The sequence below is a fragment of the Thioalkalivibrio sp. genome, from assembly GCF_041690275.1.
Taxonomy (GTDB): Bacteria; Pseudomonadota; Gammaproteobacteria; order Ectothiorhodospirales; family Ectothiorhodospiraceae; genus Thioalkalivibrio.
On sequence record NZ_JAWLHP010000018.1, the window covers coordinates 25807 to 43222 of the forward strand.

Sequence of the window (17416 nt, forward strand, 5' to 3'; positions counted from 1 at the left end):
CCGAAACGCTTCCTGCGGGACACCCGGACAAATGCCGGGTAGAGTGGACGGGGCGGAGCGTGCCGTCGGTGGCGGTCGCGAACACACGCTGCCGGACACGGGGTTGGATCCCGACCCCGGCCGTTCGAGCAATCCCGGAGGGGCGAGAACATGCGCAAGCGAATCCTGGAGCCAGACCGGCAGGACGCCAACGAAAGGGACGGCCCCTGGCTGGACCTCGAACAGGTGGCCGAGGTGGAGATCACCTCGGAAGACACCGAACATCCGATCGAACGCGCCCTGGTCCCGGGTGCTCCCGAGGGCTGGGTGGCCGGCGGTCCCGGGGAACAGACGATCCGCCTCCTGTTTCCGGAGCCCCAGAGCATCCGGCGCGTCCGGCTTCATTTCGAGGAGACGGAGCTGGAACGCACCCAGCAGTTCGTGCTGCGCTGGTCGCCGGACGGCGGGCACAGCTTTCGCGAGGCCGTGCGCCAGCAGTGGAACTTCAGTCCCGGGGGGGCCTGCCGCGAGACCGAGGACATCCACCTGGGAATACCGGATGTGACGGTCCTTGAGCTGGTTATCATCCCCGATATCGGCGGCGGGCCCGCCCGCGCCTCGCTCGCGCAGCTGCGCATCGAGCCCGGAGAACCGGAGGCGGGCTGACCGGCGACGCGACAGGGGGCGGGTCTCCTACGGCGTTCGCCCCGCCCCCTGTAGGAGCGTGCCTTGCACGCGAATGGGCGTCGGGTTGGTTCTTTCCGGCGTTCGGCGCGCCTGCGGCGCGTTCGCGAGCAGGCTCGCTCCTACAGGGGGCGGCACGGGCGTGCAGGAGCGTGCCGCGCACGCGAATGGGCGTCGGGTTGGTTCTTGGCATTCGGCGCGCCTGCGGCGCGTTCGCGAGCAGGCTCGCTCCTACAGGGGGCGGCACGGGCGTGCAGGAGCGTGCCTTGCAGGCAAACGCGCCGCAAGCACGCCGGGGGGCTCTTCAGGGGCTTAATTCGGCCAGGTGCGCCTCAAGCCGATCATTTGCCGCCGCCAGCTGACCGCGGCTCATGCGCCTGCTGATTTCGTCGACGCGATCCTGGTTCTCAGCCAGGCTGAACCACAGGAAGGCCTCCTCCAGATCCCGCCTGATGCCCCCGCGACCGCCAAGATACAGCTCCCCGAGCCGGTTCTGCGCCGGGACGTGACCCTGGTTGGCGGCCTCCCGGTACAGGCGCACCGCGGCCGCCGTATCCGGCCGCACCTCCCCCGGCTGCCCCATCTCGCGAAGCTGTCCCATGTAGTACTGGGCGCCGGCGACGCCCTTGTCGGCGGCGCGGGACATCCACTTGGCGGCCTCCGCGCTGTCGCGGCGCAGGCCCTCCCCGTTCGCGTAGCGGATGCCGATCAAATACTGGGCATCGGCATGCCCGAGCTCCGCCGCACGCAGGTAATGTTCCTGGCTCTTCACTGGATCCGCCTCGCGGCCATCCCCGGCAGCATATATATATCCCAGGTAATAGTGGGCGCCTGCGTGGCCCCGATCGGCCGCACGCTGGAACCAGGTGGCAGCGCTGTCCTTGTCCTGCTGGGTGCCGCGTGCGATGAAATTGGCCACGCCGACGTCGTATTTGGCGTCGACGTCCCCACTTTCGGCGATCCCTTCCCGGATCTCGTACCAGATTCGAAGCAGTTCCTGCTGCCGCTCAGCACCCGAAGGCGCCTGGGCAATGGCGGGCACGGCGAACATGCACGCAAGCAGCACGAACACGGGGGAAAGTACGGGGAGATTCCTGGTCATGCCGGCATCCTCTTCAAAGATGATCGAGGTCAGAGCGTCAACGCGTTGATGACCCAACAGATCATAGTACCCCCCGCCCTCGACCGCAAAGGCGGGCCTGAAGGGTGGGGGCCCGGCTGACCGGAGTGACGGCGCCGCTTCCTACCCTATCCCCTCAAGGGGGTGATATAGAACTTTATCTTCAGGGCCGGATGGAAAAGACCCAGGCGTCCTCGCGCTCGTCCTCCCCGGGGTAATACCGGGGGCGGGTGCCGACCCGGGCGAAGCCCTCGGAACGATAGAGGGCGAGCGCCGCGAGGTTCGAGGGCCGTGCCTCGAGGAAGAGGGTCTCCACCCCCTCGTCGCGCGCCTTTGCGACCATGCCCCGGAGCAGGAAGCGTCCCAGTCCCTGGCGCTGGTGATCCGCGTCAATGGTGAGGTTCAGCAGGTGCGCCTCGCCGGCGGCAATGGAAATGACCGAGTGGCCCACCAGGTGCCGGTCGCATTCCAATACCCAGCAGCCATAGCCGACCCGCATGCAGTCGCGGAAGATGCCCGCGGTCCAGGGAAACGAATAGGCGCCGCGTTCCACCTGCATCACGCCTTCGATATCGTCCCGCCGCATGCGGCGCAGCGTGGGTTCGGGTTCGAGGCACGCACTCATGTCGCGATGGCCTTCCGACCGCCTGTGGATACCCCCTCCTGCGATGCGACCCGTTTCTCCATCGCGCTGCTGGCCTCAGCCGCTGAGCGCCCGAGCACGGGCGAACAGCAGATCACTCCAGGCCCTCGCCTTGTCTGCCGGCGAACGCAACAGGTAGGCCGGGTGGTAGGTGACCACCAGCGGCACGCCCCGGAAGCCGTGCTCCCGCCCACGGAGTCGGCCCAGGGGCGCATCGCTGCGAAGCAGGGACTGTGCGGCGACCCGGCCGAGCGCGACGATGACGCGGGGCTCGATCAGATCGATCTGTCGGTCCAGAAACGCCCGGCACGCAGCGGCCTCGGCCGGCAGGGGATCACGGTTTCCCGGCGGCCGGCATTTCAAAACGTTGGCGATGTAGACGTCTTCTCCGCGCCGCAGGCCCAGGGCCGCGAGCATGTTGTCCAGCAGGCGGCCGGCACGGCCCACGAAGGGCTCGCCGCGGCGGTCTTCCTCGGAGCCGGGGGCCTCGCCGATGAAGAGCCAGCTGGCCTTCGGGTCCCCGACCCCGAAGACCGTCTGCGTGCGGCGCTGCGCGAGTTCGGCACATGCGGTGCAGGAGGCGACTCGTGCCCCGAGACCTGCCCAGTCCAGGTTTGCGACCGGACTCTGGGCAACCGCCACGCCGGCAGCCGGTTCCTGCCGCAATGCTGCCGGGACGTCCATCGCGTCCTCGATGGGCGGTTGCTGCGCGAGCGCCGACTGCCGCGGCACCCAGACCGGGATTCCGATCTGGTGCAGCACCTCGCGCTTGCGGGTACTCAGCGGCACAGGGGGGCCTCAGACGCCGTCATGCTGCGGGTGGGCCCGCTCCAGCGGCACCATGAGCCGGTTCAGCGCGTTCAGGTAGGCCTTGACCGAGGCGATCACGATGTCGGTGTCCGCCCCCTGCCCGTTCACGATACGACCGCCGCGCGACAGGCGGACGGTCACCTCGCCCTGGGCGTCGGTCCCCGAGGTGATGTTGTTCACCGAGTAGAGCAGCAGGTCCGTCCGGCTCTGCACGATGGACTCCACCGCCTGGAAGGCGGCATCGACCGGCCCGCCGCCCTCGGCGGCCCCGCTGAGAATACGATCGTCGGCCTCCAGCCGCACCTCGGCGCGGGGCGTGGTGCCGGTCTCCGAGCACACGCGCAGGCTCTTTAGGCGATAGCGGTCGGAGGCCTCCGGCGCGAGCTCCGAGACCAGGGCCTGCAGATCCTCGTCGAAGATCTCGTGCTTCTTGTCCGCGAGCTCCTTGAACCGCGCGAAGACCTCGTCGAGCTGTTCCGCACTCTCGAATTCGACCCCGAGTTCGCGCAGGCGTGCACGCAGCGCGTTACGCCCGGAGTGCTTGCCGAGAATCATGCGGTTGGCGCTCCAGCCCACATCCTCGGCGCGCATGATCTCGTAGGTGTCGCGGTGCTTGAGCACGCCGTCCTGGTGGATACCGGACTCGTGGGCGAAGGCATTCGCGCCGACGATGGCCTTGTTCGGCTGCACCGGAAAACCGGTGACGTTCGATACCAGGCGGGAGCAGGGCACGATCTGTGTGGTGTCGATGCGCGTCTCCACGGGGAAGATGTCCTGACGCGTGCGCACCGCCATCACGATCTCCTCCAGCGACGCGTTGCCGGCTCGCTCGCCGAGGGCGTTGATGGTGCACTCCACCTGCCGCGCCCCGTTCTGCACCGCCGCCAGGGAATTGGCCACGGCCAGGCCAAGGTCGTTGTGGCAGTGCACCGAAAACACCGCGCGGTCCGAATTCGGGATACGCTCCCGCAGGGTCGCGATCGTGTGCCCGAAGGCCTCCGGGATCGCGTAGCCGACCGTATCCGGGATGTTGATCGTGCCGGCGCCGGCATCGATCGCCGCCTCGATCACCCGGCACAGAAAGTCGATCTCGGAGCGGCCGGCATCCTCTGCCGAGAATTCGACGTCATCACTGTATTTACGGGCGTGCCGGACCGCCGTCACCGCGTTCTCGACGACCTGGTCCGGGGTCATGCGCAGCTTGTGCTGCATGTGGATCGGGCTGGTCGCGATGAAGGTGTGGATGCGCGGGGCCACCGCGTCCTTCAGCGCCTCGGCGGCCCGGTCGATGTCCTGTGTCCGTGCGCGGGTGAGGCCGCAGACGCGGCTTTCCTTCACCGCGCGCGCCACCGCGCGTACCGCCTCGAAGTCTCCGATGCTGGCAGCCGGAAAGCCGGCCTCGATCACGTCCACGCGGAGTTTTTCCAGCAGATGCGCGATGCGCAGCTTCTCCTCGCGGGTCATGGAGGCCCCGGGACTCTGCTCGCCGTCGCGCAGGGTGGTATCGAAGATGATCAGTGCGTCTTTGCTCATGGTCTCGGCATTCGGTTGGCTGCGGAAGGGGCGATGCACTCCGCGATATTAACGCGGAACCCATCGGCACCAATAACGTGCAGGGCAAACAGGCGGTCCGCACGGCGGGTGCGCTGCGCTTCATCCATCCTCAAGCGCGGGAAACCCACCGGAATGTATCAGGAGCTCTTGCGGGACCGGTGGCGACGCCAGCGCTCGAGGGTCAGCAGGGGTCCGGAGAGGGCGTAGAGCACAAAGCCGGCGAGCAGGACCTTGGGCGGATCGAGGGCCGCGAGCATCAGCATCCCCACCACCGCGAGCATCGCGAAGAAGGGCACACGGTGGCGGAAGTCCATGTCCTTGAAGCTGGAATAGGTGAGATTGCTGACCATCAACGCGCCGGCGGTCACCGTGATCGCCAGCGCGATGATCATCAGCACCAGGGGTGTATCGGTGAAGGCGGACAGGTCCTCCATCACCCAGACCGTGCCCACCACCAGGGCCGCGCTCGCGGGACTCGGCAGCCCCTGGAAGAAACGCTTGTCCGCCGCGGCCAGACGCGCATTGAAGCGGGCCAGCCGCAGCGCCGCGGCGGTTGCGTAGAAGAAGGCCGCCACCCAGCCGAGGTTGCCGAGTTCGTGCAACTGCCACAGATAGGCGATCAGCGCCGGCGCGAGCCCGAAGGCGACGAGGTCGGACAGGGAATCGTACTGGGCGCCGAACTCGCTCTGGGTATTGGTCAGGCGTGCCACGCGTCCATCCAGTCCGTCGAGCACCATCGCAACGAAGACCGCGATCGCGGCGGTGATGAAATTGCCGTTGATTGCCGAGACGACCGCGAAGAAGCCCGAGAAGAGCACACCGGTGGTGAACAGGTTGGGCAGAAGAAACACCCGGCGCCGCGGACCCGGATTCTCCCGCTCCGGCACGTCACCGCTCATGACCTGGCCGCCTGCAGGCCGTCTTCCCGTGCGCTTGTCAGGGAGCCGAGCAGGTCACTGCCAGCCAGCACCCGCTGGCCGGGATGCGCGGAAACACGGGTGCTGTCCGGCACCCAGAGGCTTACATTGAGCCCGAAACCCGCCAGGCCCAGCCGCTTACCCCGTCCGAAGCGATTCCCGGTGATCGCTCCGACCCGGACGAAGCGCGGCCATCGGCGCAGGTCGAGCGCCAGCGAGAAGGCCTGTTCCTCGTCGGTTTCAAAGGCGAACGCTAGGTGGCCGGCGAGCTGCGGATCGGCTTCCTCGTCCGTCCCCTTCCCCGGCCAGTACCGCTGAGTCACGGTCGCCTCCTGCGGTGCATGCAGATTGTATTCGCCCAGCGCCCGCTGGTGGATCACGATGCGCTGGGCGGGTTTGCCGGAGAACGGATCCCGGGCCTCCTCCACGGACTGCACCACGCCATCGGCCGGCGCCACCAGGCCAAGCGCAGTCGGCGGCAGACGGCGCACGAAATCGCGGAACAGCAGCAGGAGGGCGATTGCGAGCGTTACCAGGAAGAACCCCATCTCGGTATATCCGAACAGCAGGGTGATCACCGCAAGCCACGCAGTGCCGATCACGAAGAGTCTTCCTTCTGGGGCCACGGGAAACATGCGGTCGCTCCGGCCGGACCCGCAGCGGAAGCCGCGCGATACCGGCGCGGGCCCGGGAAACCCGGGCCCGGTATGGTCAGTTGCGGCTCTTGTCGACGAGCTTGTTCGCGGCGATCCAGGGCATCATCGAGCGCAGCCGCTCGCCAACATGCTCGATCGGGTGGGCCGCGTTCAGCCGCCGATAGGCGGTCATCGACGGGTAGTTCGCGGCCCCCTCCTGGATGAAGGCCTTCGCGTACTCGCCGGTCTGGATCCGGTGCAGCGCCTCGCGCATCGCGTAGCGCGACTCCTCGTTGATCACCTTCGGGCCGGTCACATACTCGCCGTACTCGGCGTTGTTCGAGATCGAGTAGTTCATGTTGGCAATGCCGCCCTCGTACATCAGGTCGACGATCAGCTTCAGTTCGTGCAGACACTCGAAGTAGGCCATCTCCGGCGCATAACCGGCCTCGACGAGGGTTTCGAACCCGGCCTTCACCAATTCCACCGCACCGCCGCAGAGCACCGCCTGCTCGCCGAACAGGTCGGTCTCGGTCTCATCCTGGAAGCTGGTCTCGATGATACCGGTGCGGCCACCGCCGATCGCCGAGGCGTAGGAGAGCGCGGTGTCGCGTGCATGCCCGGAGGCGTCCTGGAACACCGCGATCAGGTCGGGGATGCCGCCGCCCTTCACGAACTCGTTGCGCACGGTGTGACCCGGGGCCTTGGGTGCAATCATGATCACGTCGAGGTCGGCACGCGGCACGATCTGGTTGTAGTGGATCGCGAAACCATGGGCAAAGGCCATCGTCGCGCCCTGCTTCAGATTCGGCTCGATCTCGGACCTGTACAGCCGGGCCTGGAACTCGTCCGGGGTCAGTACCATCACCAGGTCCGCGCCGGTCACGGCCTCGGGCACGTCGGCCACCTTCAGCCCGGAGCCCTCCGCCTTCGCGCGCGACCCTGAGCCGGGGCGCAGGCCGACCGTGACGTCGACGCCCGAGTCCTTCAGGTTGTTCGCATGCGCGTGACCCTGTGAGCCGTAGCCGATGATCGCGACCTTCTTGCCCTGGATGATGGAGAGGTCGGCGTCTTTGTCGTAATAGAGGTTCATGCGTGTTTCCTTCTCGCCCAGAATGAAGGCGACCGCCGGTGGCGGTGGCCGCGGAATTCGTAAGGTCCCCGTTCGAAGCGCAATAGTATAGGGATTTCCCGGACGGCTGCCGAGGACCAGCCAACCGTAGGAGCCGCTTCCAGCCGCGATCCAGTGCCCGTGGGAGCGGCTTCCAGCCGCGATCCAACACCTGATCTGGCTCGTGGGAGCGGCTTCCAGCCGCGATCCAACACCTGATCGGCCATTCGCGGCTGGAAGCCGCTCCTACGACGCCGGGGCTGCCCCTACAGGTGGAGGGCCACGTCGCCGCGGGCGATGCCCATCACACCCGAGCGCACGACCTCCATTACGGGAAAACCCTGCAGGGCCTCGAGGAAGGAATCCAGCTTGCTGCCGTGACCGGTCAGTTCGACCACGTAGGTCTCCTGCGACACATCGACGATGTTGCCGCGGAAGATGTCGGTCAGGCGCTTGGCCTCCTCGCGATCGGACGCCGCCGCCACCTTCACCTTCACCAGCATCATTTCCCGCTCGATGTGCCGGTGCGGCGTCAGGTCGATCAGCCGCACCACGTCGATCAGCTTGTTCAGCTGCTTGGTGATCTGCTCGACGATCTGCTCCGACCCGGTGGTGACAATGGTCATCCGCGACAGGCTGGGGTCGTCCGTGGGCGCGACAGTGAGCGACTCGATGTTGTAGCCGCGGGCCGAGAAGAGCCCTGACACACGCGACAGTGCGCCGGACTCGTTCTCCAGGAGAAGACTGATGATGTGTCGCATGCTGTTCCCTTTCCCTACAGCAGGATCATTTCGTTCTGGCCCGCGCCCGCCGGAATCATCGGGTACACGTTCTCGGACTGATCGGTGAGGAAGTCCATGAAGACCAGCCGGTCCTTCAACGCCAGTGCCTCGCGGATCGCGCCTTCCACGTCCCCGGGCTGCTCGATGCGCATGCCGACATGGCCGTAACTCTCGGCCAGCTTCACGAAATCGGGGAGCGCATCCATGTAGGACATCGCGTAACGGCCCTGGTAGAAGAATTCCTGCCACTGCCGGACCATGCCCAGGTAGCGGTTGTTCAGGTTCACGACCTTGATCGGCAGATGGTATTGCAGGCAGGTGGACAGCTCCTGGATGCACATCTGGATGCTGGCCTCGCCCGTCACGCAGGCCACGGTCGCCTCCGGGTGGGCCAGTTGCGCACCCATTGCGAAGGGGAGTCCCACGCCCATCGTGCCGAGGCCCCCGGAGTTGATCCAGCGGTTGGGCTTGTCGAAGCCGTAGAACTGGGCCGCCCACATCTGGTGCTGGCCGACATCCGAGGTCACGAAGGCGTCCCCGCCGGTGAGTTCCCACAGCTTCTGCACCACATACTGCGGCTTGATGATCGGCGACGACTTGTCGTACTTCAGGCAGTCCTTTGCGCGCCATTCCTCGATCTGCCGCCACCAGGCCTCCAGTGCCTCCCGGTCCGGCTCGCGCTTCATGTTGTCCAGTTCGCGGATCATGTCCCGCAGCACCGGCTCCACCTGCCCGACGATCGGGACATCCACCTTCACGTTCTTCGAGATCGACGCGGGATCCACGTCCACGTGGACGATCTTCGCGTAGGGACAGAACTTCTCGATGTTGCCGGTGACCCGGTCATCGAAGCGCACGCCGATCGCGATCAACACGTCGGCGTGGTGCATCCCCATATTCGCCTCGTAGGTCCCGTGCATGCCGAGCATGCCGACGAACTGGCGATCCGAGGCCGGGTAGGCGCCCAGGCCCATCAGGGTATTGGTGATGGGGTAGCCCAGCTTGCGCGCGAACTCGGTCAGCGCCTCCGAGGCGCGCCCGAGGATCACCCCGCCCCCGGTGTACAGCATCGGCTTCTTCGCCGACAGGATCAGGTCCAGCGCCTTGCGGATCTGGCCACTGTGGCCCCGGGTGGTGGGGTTGTAGGAGCGCATCTTCAGCTGCTTCGGGTACTCGAACACCGCGGTCTCCGCGGTTATGTCCTTCGGGATGTCCACGACCACCGGTCCGGGGCGCCCCGAGGTGGCAATGTAAAAGGCCTTCCTGATGGTGATGGCCAGGTCGTTCACGTCCCGCACCAGGAAGTTGTGCTTCACGCAGGGGCGCGTGATCCCGACCGTGTCCACCTCCTGGAAGGCGTCATTTCCGATCAGGTGGGTCGGCACCTGGCCGCTGAAGACGACCAGCGGGACGGAGTCCATGTAGGCATCGGCGATGCCGGTGACCGCATTGGTCGCCCCCGGTCCCGAGGTGACCAGCGCGACGCCGCAGCGGTCGGAGGACTTGGCGTAGCCTTCGGCCGCATGGACCGCGCCCTGCTCGTGACGCACCAGGATATGCGCGATCTTCTCCTGCCTGAAGAGCGCGTCGTAGAGGTGAAGTACCGCCCCGCCAGGGTAACCGAATACGACCTCGACGCCCTCCTCCTGCAGAGAGCGGACAAAGATTTCGGCGCCGGTGATCGCGGCTGGCTTGGCGGGATTCTCAGACATGGCTGCGACGGTTCCTGATGGTGACGTTAGGCGATGCTGCGCTTAACGGGGAGCGAGGGTCAAAATGACATGACATCCTAATATGAAATGCGACCGGTTTCACGATTTCCCCTGCCAGGCGCTGCCCGGCACGATCGCCGCAGGAGCGACCCATGGTCGCGATCGGGCGCCGGCCCTCGGCACCATCGCCGCCAGAGGCCGCTCCCAGGAACCGGCGCCGGGAGGGTTGCCCAGGGACTGGCCTCCTGCAGCGTTTGCACCGACCCCCTGTAGGAGCGAGCCTGCTCGCGAACGCGCCGCAGGTGCGCGAGGGCGATGGGGCCAATGCAAGGTCGCATCGCGGCTGGAAGCCGCTCCCACAAACCCCTTGCATCGCGGCTGGAAGCCGCTCCCACAAACCGCTTGTATCGCGGCTGGAAGCCGCTCCTACGACCACCTCCGCATCGCGGCTGGAAGCCGCTCCTACGGGCCTTCGCCCGTGGGAGGCGGACCCTCTCGGGGCTCAGTGCGCCGGGGAAGGTCGCCCAGGGGGCTGGCCTCCTATCGGGAGGCGCGGGCGGAGGGCAGCTCTGCCAGGTGCTCGCGGGCACGGGCCACGAGCGCGGCCGGCAGACCGTTCTTCTCGGCGATGGTCAGGCCGAAGGAGATCCCCGGCTCGCCCGGCAGCAGCCGATAGGTGGGCACGAGCCGCTCGGAGTCGAACTGCATCGATGCGTTCAGGATGCCGGGATGGCGGCCGGCGTAGTCCTTCAACGGCGCGAGGTGTGTGTTCACGATGCCGAAGACCCCGCGTGAACGGAGTTCGTCGAGGACCGCCATCGCCAGGGCGGCGCCCTCGTCCGGATCGGTGCCGGTACCCAGCTCGTCCAGCAGGATCAGGCTTTCGCCTCCCGCATGCTCAAGCACGCGCTTGAGCACCTCGACATGCCCGGCAAAGGTCGACAGGTGGTGCAGCAGGCTCTGGTGATCGCCGACATCGACCATCACGCGGTCGAACGCGCCGACGCTGCAGTCGCCCTCGGCGGGGATGTGCAGGCCGCACCAGGCCATGGTCACCAGCAACCCCACGGTCTTCAGCGCAACGGTCTTGCCACCGGTGTTCGGACCGGTGATCAGGAGCAGCGGCCGACCGGGTTCGAGCTCGAGACTCAGCGGCACCGGCCGCGGACCACTGCCCTCCGCGTACTGGAGCAGGAGCAGCGGATGGTAGCCCTCGACCAGGTGCACGCGGGCCTCATCCAGCAGTGCCGGGGCGTGCGCATTCATCTGCTGCGACATGCGCCCCGCGGCGAAGGCGAGGTCGATCCAGGTCAGCACGCCCAGCATCCGCTGCAGCTCCTCGCCGTGTTCGCGCACGCGGTCGGTCAATTCGCGCAGCAGTCGCTGCTGCTCGTTGCCGATACGGTCGTTCAGGGTGTCCAGCCGATTGTTCAGGGGGACCGCCTCGATCGGTTCGATGATCTGGTCGCGACCGCCAAGGGCCGACCCCCGGCGCACGCCCTTCACCGATCCCGCCAGCTCGGCATTGAGCACCAGCACCGCCCGCTCCTGGTGCCACTGGACCCGCCGCGACGCGACATCGGAACCGAGGGATTCGAGGCGCTTGCGCACCACCTGCTCGACCTCGGCGCGCAGTCGCCCGCGCTCGGCGGAGGCCTCCGCCAGCGCGGGACTGGCGTCGTCCCGCAGCGTTCCGCCCGGATGCAGCGCCTCCCCAAGCCGCTCCACCAGTGCCTCCGGGGGCAGCAGGTCATCGAGACTTCCCGGGTAGATGCCGGGCGCATCGGCCAGCGACCCGGCCAGCCGCGCCGTCTCCTGCATGATGACCTGGAGGTTGTTCAGCGCCTGGCTGGACAGCGCCGCCCCCGGGTTCGAGGCCTGGCGCAGCGCCGGGCGCACGTCCGGGAGTGCCCCGATCTCCGGCAGCATGCCCGCCTCGAGGCGCTGCCGTGCGGTGGTCACCGCGGCCTGCAGCGAGCGGGCCACCGTGACATCCGGCGCGGGTTCCAGCGCGCGCGCAGCGTCCGCGCCGTAGGGGGTGGCGGCCAGGCGCTCCAGCAGCCGCTGGATGGCCGGGAACTCCAGGGGTTTCAGGTCGGCTTCCATCACTCCGCCTTCTGGTACATGCCGAGGTAGTCCTTGCGCTCCAGCGGCGGCCGCGCCGCCACCGCCAGCAGGTCATCGAGGTGTTCCGGGTCGCTGATCCCGACCAGCGAGGTGCCGAGCCCCGGCGTGGAGCGGTTGAACTGCAGCGCCCGCTGGGCGGCATTCGGGTAGTCTGCAAGCCGCTCCGCGACCACGTCCACCGACTGCCTGCCGAGGTGCCCCTTCAGCAGCGTGTGCGAGGCCATCATGAAGACCTCGAGCTGGTGCGCCGCCTGCAGCGCAGAGGCGACGTTGCCCTTGCCGGTGGCCGTGTTGAAGCGGGTGAAGCCCTCCAGCATCACCTGATTGAAGGGCAGCATCGCCAGCTTGAAGTGGTGCCGCGCCACATCGTCCCCGGTGACCTCCTGCGCCGCCCGCTCGGCGAGGCCCTGCATCGAGGTCAGCGACTGAAACATCTTCGCATCGGTCTCGACCCTGAGACCCTCGAACGTACTGATCCCGTAGGCGCGGATGCGTTTCTCGCGCACCGCCCGCTCCAGCAGCGCGAAGACCGGCTCGAGCTTGCGGTTGGTCATCTCCTTGCCGATCTCCGGGATGTGCACCTCCGGCTGATCGACCACGAAGGCATCCAGAGTCTCGACCCCCATCAGGCTGCGCGACAGCTCGATCTGGTAATTGATGTACTCCGGCGTCAGCAGGTGCGCGCCCTTCGCCAGGTGCTCGCGCGCGCCGAGGCCCTGGGCCACGATCTCCCGCTCGAACCAGGCATTCATGTCCTCCGGGGGACCGCCCCGCAGGGTGAGAAACCCGCCCTTGCTGATCAGGAACATCGCCTCGCGCGGCACGCCCTCGGCCAGCGCCGCGCGCACGCCGGCCCCGACCGCGGCCAGCGATCGGCCATAGCGATAGTGTGCGCCGGTGTCGATGACGTTGATGCCCGTCTTCAGGGCGCGGGCCACGATGGCACTGATGCGCGCGTCCACTTCCGGAGTCGCCGCGCCGCCGAAGGTCCCGACACCCAGGCTCGACAGGCGCATCTTGACCCGCAGGTATTCGCTGTAGTGCCCGTCGGCGGCATGACCGGCGGCCATGTGTTCCTCGGCATAGGCGCGGGTCGCCTTCGCGTTCGCGTAGCCCGGAATCAGACTGGGTGACGGCTCCATAAGCGTCCTCGAACAGAATCGGCGCATCCTACGCGACCCCAGTGCACAGGAAAAATGCGCCCTCGTGAAGGGTGGGTCAGCGGCGCAGCCGCAGGTAGATCTCCGGCAGCCGGCGGGGCAGCTCGTCGACATGGTCGATGATGGTGTAGTGACCGGGCCCGAAGATCGCCGGCAGGTAATCCCGACCGCTGGGGTCCAGGGTGATGCAGAACGGATGCACCCCGGCGTCCAGGGCCTCCTTCATCGCCATGCGTGTGTCCTCGTGCAGGTATCGGGGGTCGCCACCGTCGTCATAGTCGGCGGGGCGTCCGTCGGACAGGATCAGCAGCAGGCGGTGCTGGCTGGCCACCCGGCGCATCGCGCGGCTGGAGTGCCGGATGGCGGCACCCATGCGCGAGGCGAGCCGTCCCGAGATGCCGGCGATGCGTCCGCGCACCGTGTCGTCCAGCGGCTCCCTGAAGTCCTTCAGCCAGTAGTAGTGCACCTGGTCGCGCTGACGGGACGCGAAGCCCGATATCGCGAAGGGGTCCCCGATCCGGTCGATTGCCTCCGCGAACAGCATCATGCCCGAGCGCACCCGCTCGACGATCTTGCCCTCCCCACCCGGATGGCGGGCCATGATCGAGGTCGACATGTCGGCCAGCAGCAGCACCGCGGTGTCCCGGTGCTGGACCGTGCGGCGGCGGTAGATGAAGGCCTTTGGTGACAGCCCGGCACGCTTGTCGGCGACGAAGTCGGTGACCGACTCCATGTCGAGTTCGTCGCCGTCGAGTTGCCGGCGCAGCGGCGCCATGCGTGTCGGCCGCTGCATCTCCAGGCCGCGCGTCAGTCGTTTCAGGGTGGCCGCGTGCTCGGCCAGGATCGTCTCGGCCGCGCCTGCATCCTGCTCGTCCAGCACCCGCTCGTTCAGGTTCACCCAGTCGCTGATCATGCGCTGTTCGCGGTAGTCCCATTCCGGATACGCGATGCCACCGGTCCGGGGCTGCCAGGCCACGCCGCGCTTCGCCACCTGCGCCGGCTGTGGAATGCCCACGCCGATGCGTCCGCCGGATCCCGAGGTCTCCTCGCGCGGCAGCTGGATGTCCGCGTCGGGATCCTTCTGGGCGCCCTCGGGCGTCTGCTCGGGGGCCTCTTCCTGCTTCTCGCGCACGAAGCGGTGTTCCTCGTAGGCGTCCCCGACGTCGCGGAAGTCGCTGAGGTCGCCGTCGCGAAGCCGCTGCGGATACACGGGCCGCGCGGCGTTCAGCGACAGCCCGGGGAGGTAGGCCTCCTTGCGCTGGTCGATAGCGATCTCCGGGAAGGCCGGGTCCTCGAACAGCCGCTCCGCCGCCTCCCAGGCGTCGATGACGGTCGCGTCCGGCTCCAGCATCCGCCTTAGCCGGAGATCCAGCCCGCCCTCGCTTTCCGGGGAATCCGCGGCAGCGGCCGTGCCGGCGACCCGGTCGCGGGATGCGGCCAGCACCGCCCGGTGGGCCTCCAGCGCGAAGCGATAGTAGCGGCCCGCCGGCCCATCGGGCACCGGGTGCGCGGCCGCGACGCGTAGCAGGCGGTTCAGGAAACCGGGAATCCGGCGGGCGATCCGCAGGTTCACGCGCAGGTCCTCGGCCAGGTCGAAGAGGATCTGAAAGCGGAACAGGCGCTCGCCGAAGGGAGCGAAGAGCGGGCGCCAGGTGATCCGGCTCTGGTCGTCGAGCGGCGGATGCTCGGTTCCGGCGCGCCGGAACAGCGCCTCGATGTGCTCGCGCGCGTAGCTGTCGAAGGCAAGGTGCGCGGCGCCGTGCTCCACCGCGACGATCGCCTCGTCGCGTCCCCCGAAGACCGCGGGCAGGTACAGCCGGCGTCCGTCGGTCTCGAGCATCGGGCGCCCTTCGCCCGGCTTCCAGTTGCCGTCCGCGAGCGGGATTTCCGCCCCGAGCCATGCGCGCAGCAGCAGTTGCAGGAAGCGCCCGTGCGTGCGGGCGCGGTACCCCGGCAGGGCCTCCAGCAGCAGCTTCATCCCCTCCTCGCTCTCCATGCGGAAGTAGGCCTCGCCCCGCGCACGGCCGGCGGCCAGCAGGTCGGCGCCGCGACGCGCCCAGTTCAGCAGTCCGGCATCGCCGACCAGATTGCGGGCCATCGGTGCCCCGGCGAGGTAGCTGTCGAGGGCGAGACCCCGCTCGTCGTACAGCCGCTCGGCGGGCTCGATCAGTGTCCTGAGTCCGGCGGGGCCCTTGCCGCCGTCGAGCCGGTCGAAGGGGGTCTCGAAGAAGGCGCGCGCGTCGGCCAGGCTGCGGCCGCACCAGCGCAGGCCGATCGCGAACCACTCCCGCTCCCCCGCTTCTCCCCAGGCCGACCAGACCCGGTCGGCCTGGGCCAGGAAACCCTCCAGCGCGTAGTTTGAATTCACCCACTGCAGGAATTCGCGGGACTGGGCGGTCCAGGGCTCGACCGCACCGGTGTGTTCCGCGAGGCGCTCCGAGTGGCGCATGAAGCTCTTGCCGGACTCGCGATCGTGCTGGAACAGGTCGCGGGCGGTCTCGATCCAGTCGCGCGTGGTCGCGGCGCCGAAGGGCCGGATGGCCGGCAGCGCGGTCCGGGCGTCACGGTGCGCGACGAAGCTGATCCGCTCGAGCTGCTGCAGGACCTCCTCGACGGCAACGAGATCGTCGGCTTCAGCCATGAGCGGCGGTCGGTGACTCGGTCTCGGGGAAGTGCGCGGCCATGATCTCTTCCAGCGCCTCGACCAGTTCCGGGTCGTCGGTGATCGGCGCGATCATCGCCGCCCGGCACGCGGTTCGCGGCGCCAGCCCCGCCTGCATCAGTTCGCCCGCATAGGCCAGCGCCCGGGTGGAGGTGGCCTCCTCGAGCCCGTGGTCCTTCAGCGCGCGCGCCCGGCGCCCCGCCGCGACCAGCCGCTCGACGCGCTCGGCATCCAGCCCCCCGGATTCCTGGGCGACGATGCGTCGCTCGACGTCCTCCGCCGGATAGTCGAAGTCGATGCCGACGAAGCGCTGCTTGGTCGAGGGCTTCAGGTCCTTGAGCACCGTCTGATAGCCCGGGTTGTAGGAGATCACCAGCATGAAGTCCTCGTGCGCATCGATGATCCGCGCGCGCTTGTCCAGCGGAAGCTGGCGCCGATGATCGGTCAGCGGGTGGATCACCACGGTGGTATCGGTACGCGCCTCGACGATCTCGTCGAGATAGCAGATCGCACCCTCCTTCACGGATCGGGTCAGCGGCCCGTCCTGCCAGACCGTCTCCTCGCCCTCGAGCAGGAAACGGCCGACCAGGTCGGAGCTGGTGAGGTCCTCGTGGCAGGCCACGGTGACCAGCGGCCTGCCGAGCACGTGCGCCATGTGCTCGAGGAACCGCGTCTTGCCGCAGCCGGTGGGTCCCTTCAGCATCACCGGAAGCCGGCGGTTCCATGCGGCCCGAAAGATCTCGATCTCGTCGGCCTGCGGCTCGTAGAACGGGGCGTCCGCATCGGTTGGTGATTCCAGCACATCGCGTTCGACGCCCCGCAGGCGATTCAGCAGCTTCTTCATCAGGACTCCGTGGTCTGGGCGGATGGCCCGGTTACCGGTGCCCACACTCCCGGCACGCGGATCTTGGGTCGCAGCGCAAATGTTGTATCATTTCAGGATTTGCTAATACCTACCATTTCACTCGGAATGAGTGCGCTTGTGGAGCCGGCATGAAACTCGTGAAACTGATCAAGCTGAACAACCTGCAGTACAACGCCAACCGCGATCCGGCCTTCTACCGGCGCCCCGTGAACGAGGAATTCCGGCTTCAGGCAATGCTCGGCGGGTCGGGCGAGGCCAAGGCCCGTTTCACGGTGGACGACGAAGTGCTCTGCGAGAGCAGCGTCCGGCTACCCGGAAATTTCGACTGCAAGTTCAGCTATGACACCCCCGGTACCCGGATCGGCGTGCTGACGGTCGAAGGGGCGGGCGAACAGTTCCGGGAGACGATCCGCATCGACGTGCTGGAACACGCGCCCGTCGGCTGATCGGCCTGCACGGGCCGGGGGAGGCGCCAGGTGGGAGCGGCCTCTGGCCGCGATCCGGCGCCGGGAAAGATCGGCCAGGGGCTGGCCTCCTGAACCCCGGGCTTCACCCTCGCCCCGGTAGGAGCGAGCCTCGCTCGCGAACGCGCCGCAGGCGCGCCGAGCGTCGGGGCCGACGCAACGCTGCATCGCGGCTGGAAGCCGCTCCCACG

At 67.8% G+C, this 17416-nt stretch carries 15 protein-coding genes; 2 read left to right on the forward strand and 13 right to left on the reverse strand.

Annotation, left to right across the window (positions count from 1 at the left end):
- Nucleotides 1-150: 150 nt before the first annotated feature.
- The gene (locus ACESMN_RS05060; protein ID WP_373052505.1) at nt 151-645 is read left to right on the forward strand and encodes a carbohydrate-binding protein; all 495 of its coding nucleotides are present in this window, start codon (nt 151-153) and stop codon (nt 643-645) included.
- Nucleotides 646-967: 322 nt separating this feature from the next.
- Here the strand turns inward: ACESMN_RS05060 and ACESMN_RS05065 are convergent, their stop codons facing one another.
- From ACESMN_RS05065 to ACESMN_RS05125, 13 genes are all read right to left on the reverse strand, one after another.
- Nucleotides 968-1765 (reverse strand): tetratricopeptide repeat protein, encoded by a 798-nt coding sequence (locus ACESMN_RS05065; protein ID WP_373052506.1) that lies wholly within the window; start codon nt 1763-1765, stop codon nt 968-970.
- A 181-nt stretch (nt 1766-1946) separates the two neighbouring features.
- Entirely contained in the window at nt 1947-2408 is a 462-nt protein-coding gene (rimI, locus tag ACESMN_RS05070) for a ribosomal protein S18-alanine N-acetyltransferase (RefSeq protein ID WP_373052507.1), read from the reverse strand.
- Between the two features lie 75 nt (nt 2409-2483).
- Nucleotides 2484-3215, reverse strand: coding sequence for a uracil-DNA glycosylase (locus tag ACESMN_RS05075; protein ID WP_373052508.1), 732 nt, complete (start codon nt 3213-3215; stop codon nt 2484-2486).
- A 9-nt stretch (nt 3216-3224) separates the two neighbouring features.
- Nucleotides 3225-4769 (reverse strand): 2-isopropylmalate synthase, encoded by a 1545-nt coding sequence (locus ACESMN_RS05080; protein WP_373052509.1) that lies wholly within the window; start codon nt 4767-4769, stop codon nt 3225-3227.
- A gap of 158 nt (nt 4770-4927) precedes the next feature.
- A complete protein-coding gene (gene pssA, locus ACESMN_RS05085) occupies nt 4928-5689 on the reverse strand; it encodes a CDP-diacylglycerol--serine O-phosphatidyltransferase (RefSeq protein WP_373052510.1) in 762 nt (253 codons plus the stop codon).
- Nucleotides 5686-6342: a phosphatidylserine decarboxylase gene (locus ACESMN_RS05090; protein WP_373052511.1), complete on the reverse strand. Its 657-nt coding sequence runs from the start codon at nt 6340-6342 to the stop codon at nt 5686-5688. The genes pssA and ACESMN_RS05090 overlap by 4 nt, the downstream gene beginning before the upstream one ends.
- Nucleotides 6343-6418: 76 nt before the next feature.
- A complete protein-coding gene (gene ilvC / locus ACESMN_RS05095) occupies nt 6419-7435 on the reverse strand; it encodes a ketol-acid reductoisomerase (protein WP_373052512.1) in 1017 nt (338 codons plus the stop codon).
- A gap of 284 nt (nt 7436-7719) precedes the next feature.
- Nucleotides 7720-8214: an acetolactate synthase small subunit gene (gene ilvN / locus ACESMN_RS05100; protein WP_373052513.1), complete on the reverse strand. Its 495-nt coding sequence runs from the start codon at nt 8212-8214 to the stop codon at nt 7720-7722.
- Nucleotides 8215-8228: 14 nt separating this feature from the next.
- Nucleotides 8229-9947 (reverse strand): acetolactate synthase 3 large subunit, encoded by a 1719-nt coding sequence (locus ACESMN_RS05105; RefSeq protein WP_373052514.1) that lies wholly within the window; start codon nt 9945-9947, stop codon nt 8229-8231.
- A 540-nt stretch (nt 9948-10487) separates the two neighbouring features.
- The gene (locus ACESMN_RS05110; protein ID WP_373052515.1) at nt 10488-12053 is read right to left on the reverse strand and encodes an endonuclease MutS2; all 1566 of its coding nucleotides are present in this window, start codon (nt 12051-12053) and stop codon (nt 10488-10490) included.
- A complete protein-coding gene (locus ACESMN_RS05115) occupies nt 12053-13216 on the reverse strand; it encodes an aldo/keto reductase (protein ID WP_373052516.1) in 1164 nt (387 codons plus the stop codon). Before ACESMN_RS05115 ends, ACESMN_RS05110 begins: the two co-directional genes overlap by 1 nt.
- 76 nt (nt 13217-13292) lie before the next feature.
- Nucleotides 13293-15875: a VWA domain-containing protein gene (locus tag ACESMN_RS05120; protein WP_373052517.1), complete on the reverse strand. Its 2583-nt coding sequence runs from the start codon at nt 15873-15875 to the stop codon at nt 13293-13295.
- Nucleotides 15868-16740, reverse strand: a complete 873-nt coding sequence (locus tag ACESMN_RS05125) for a CbbQ/NirQ/NorQ/GpvN family protein (protein WP_373052518.1) — start codon at nt 16738-16740, stop codon at nt 15868-15870. Before ACESMN_RS05125 ends, ACESMN_RS05120 begins: the two co-directional genes overlap by 8 nt.
- A 149-nt stretch (nt 16741-16889) precedes the next feature.
- Here ACESMN_RS05125 and ACESMN_RS05130 point away from each other — a divergent pair, with 149 nt between their 5' ends.
- Nucleotides 16890-17207, forward strand: coding sequence for a hypothetical protein (locus ACESMN_RS05130; protein ID WP_373052519.1), 318 nt, complete (start codon nt 16890-16892; stop codon nt 17205-17207).
- The last annotated feature ends 209 nt before the right edge of the window (nt 17208-17416 follow it).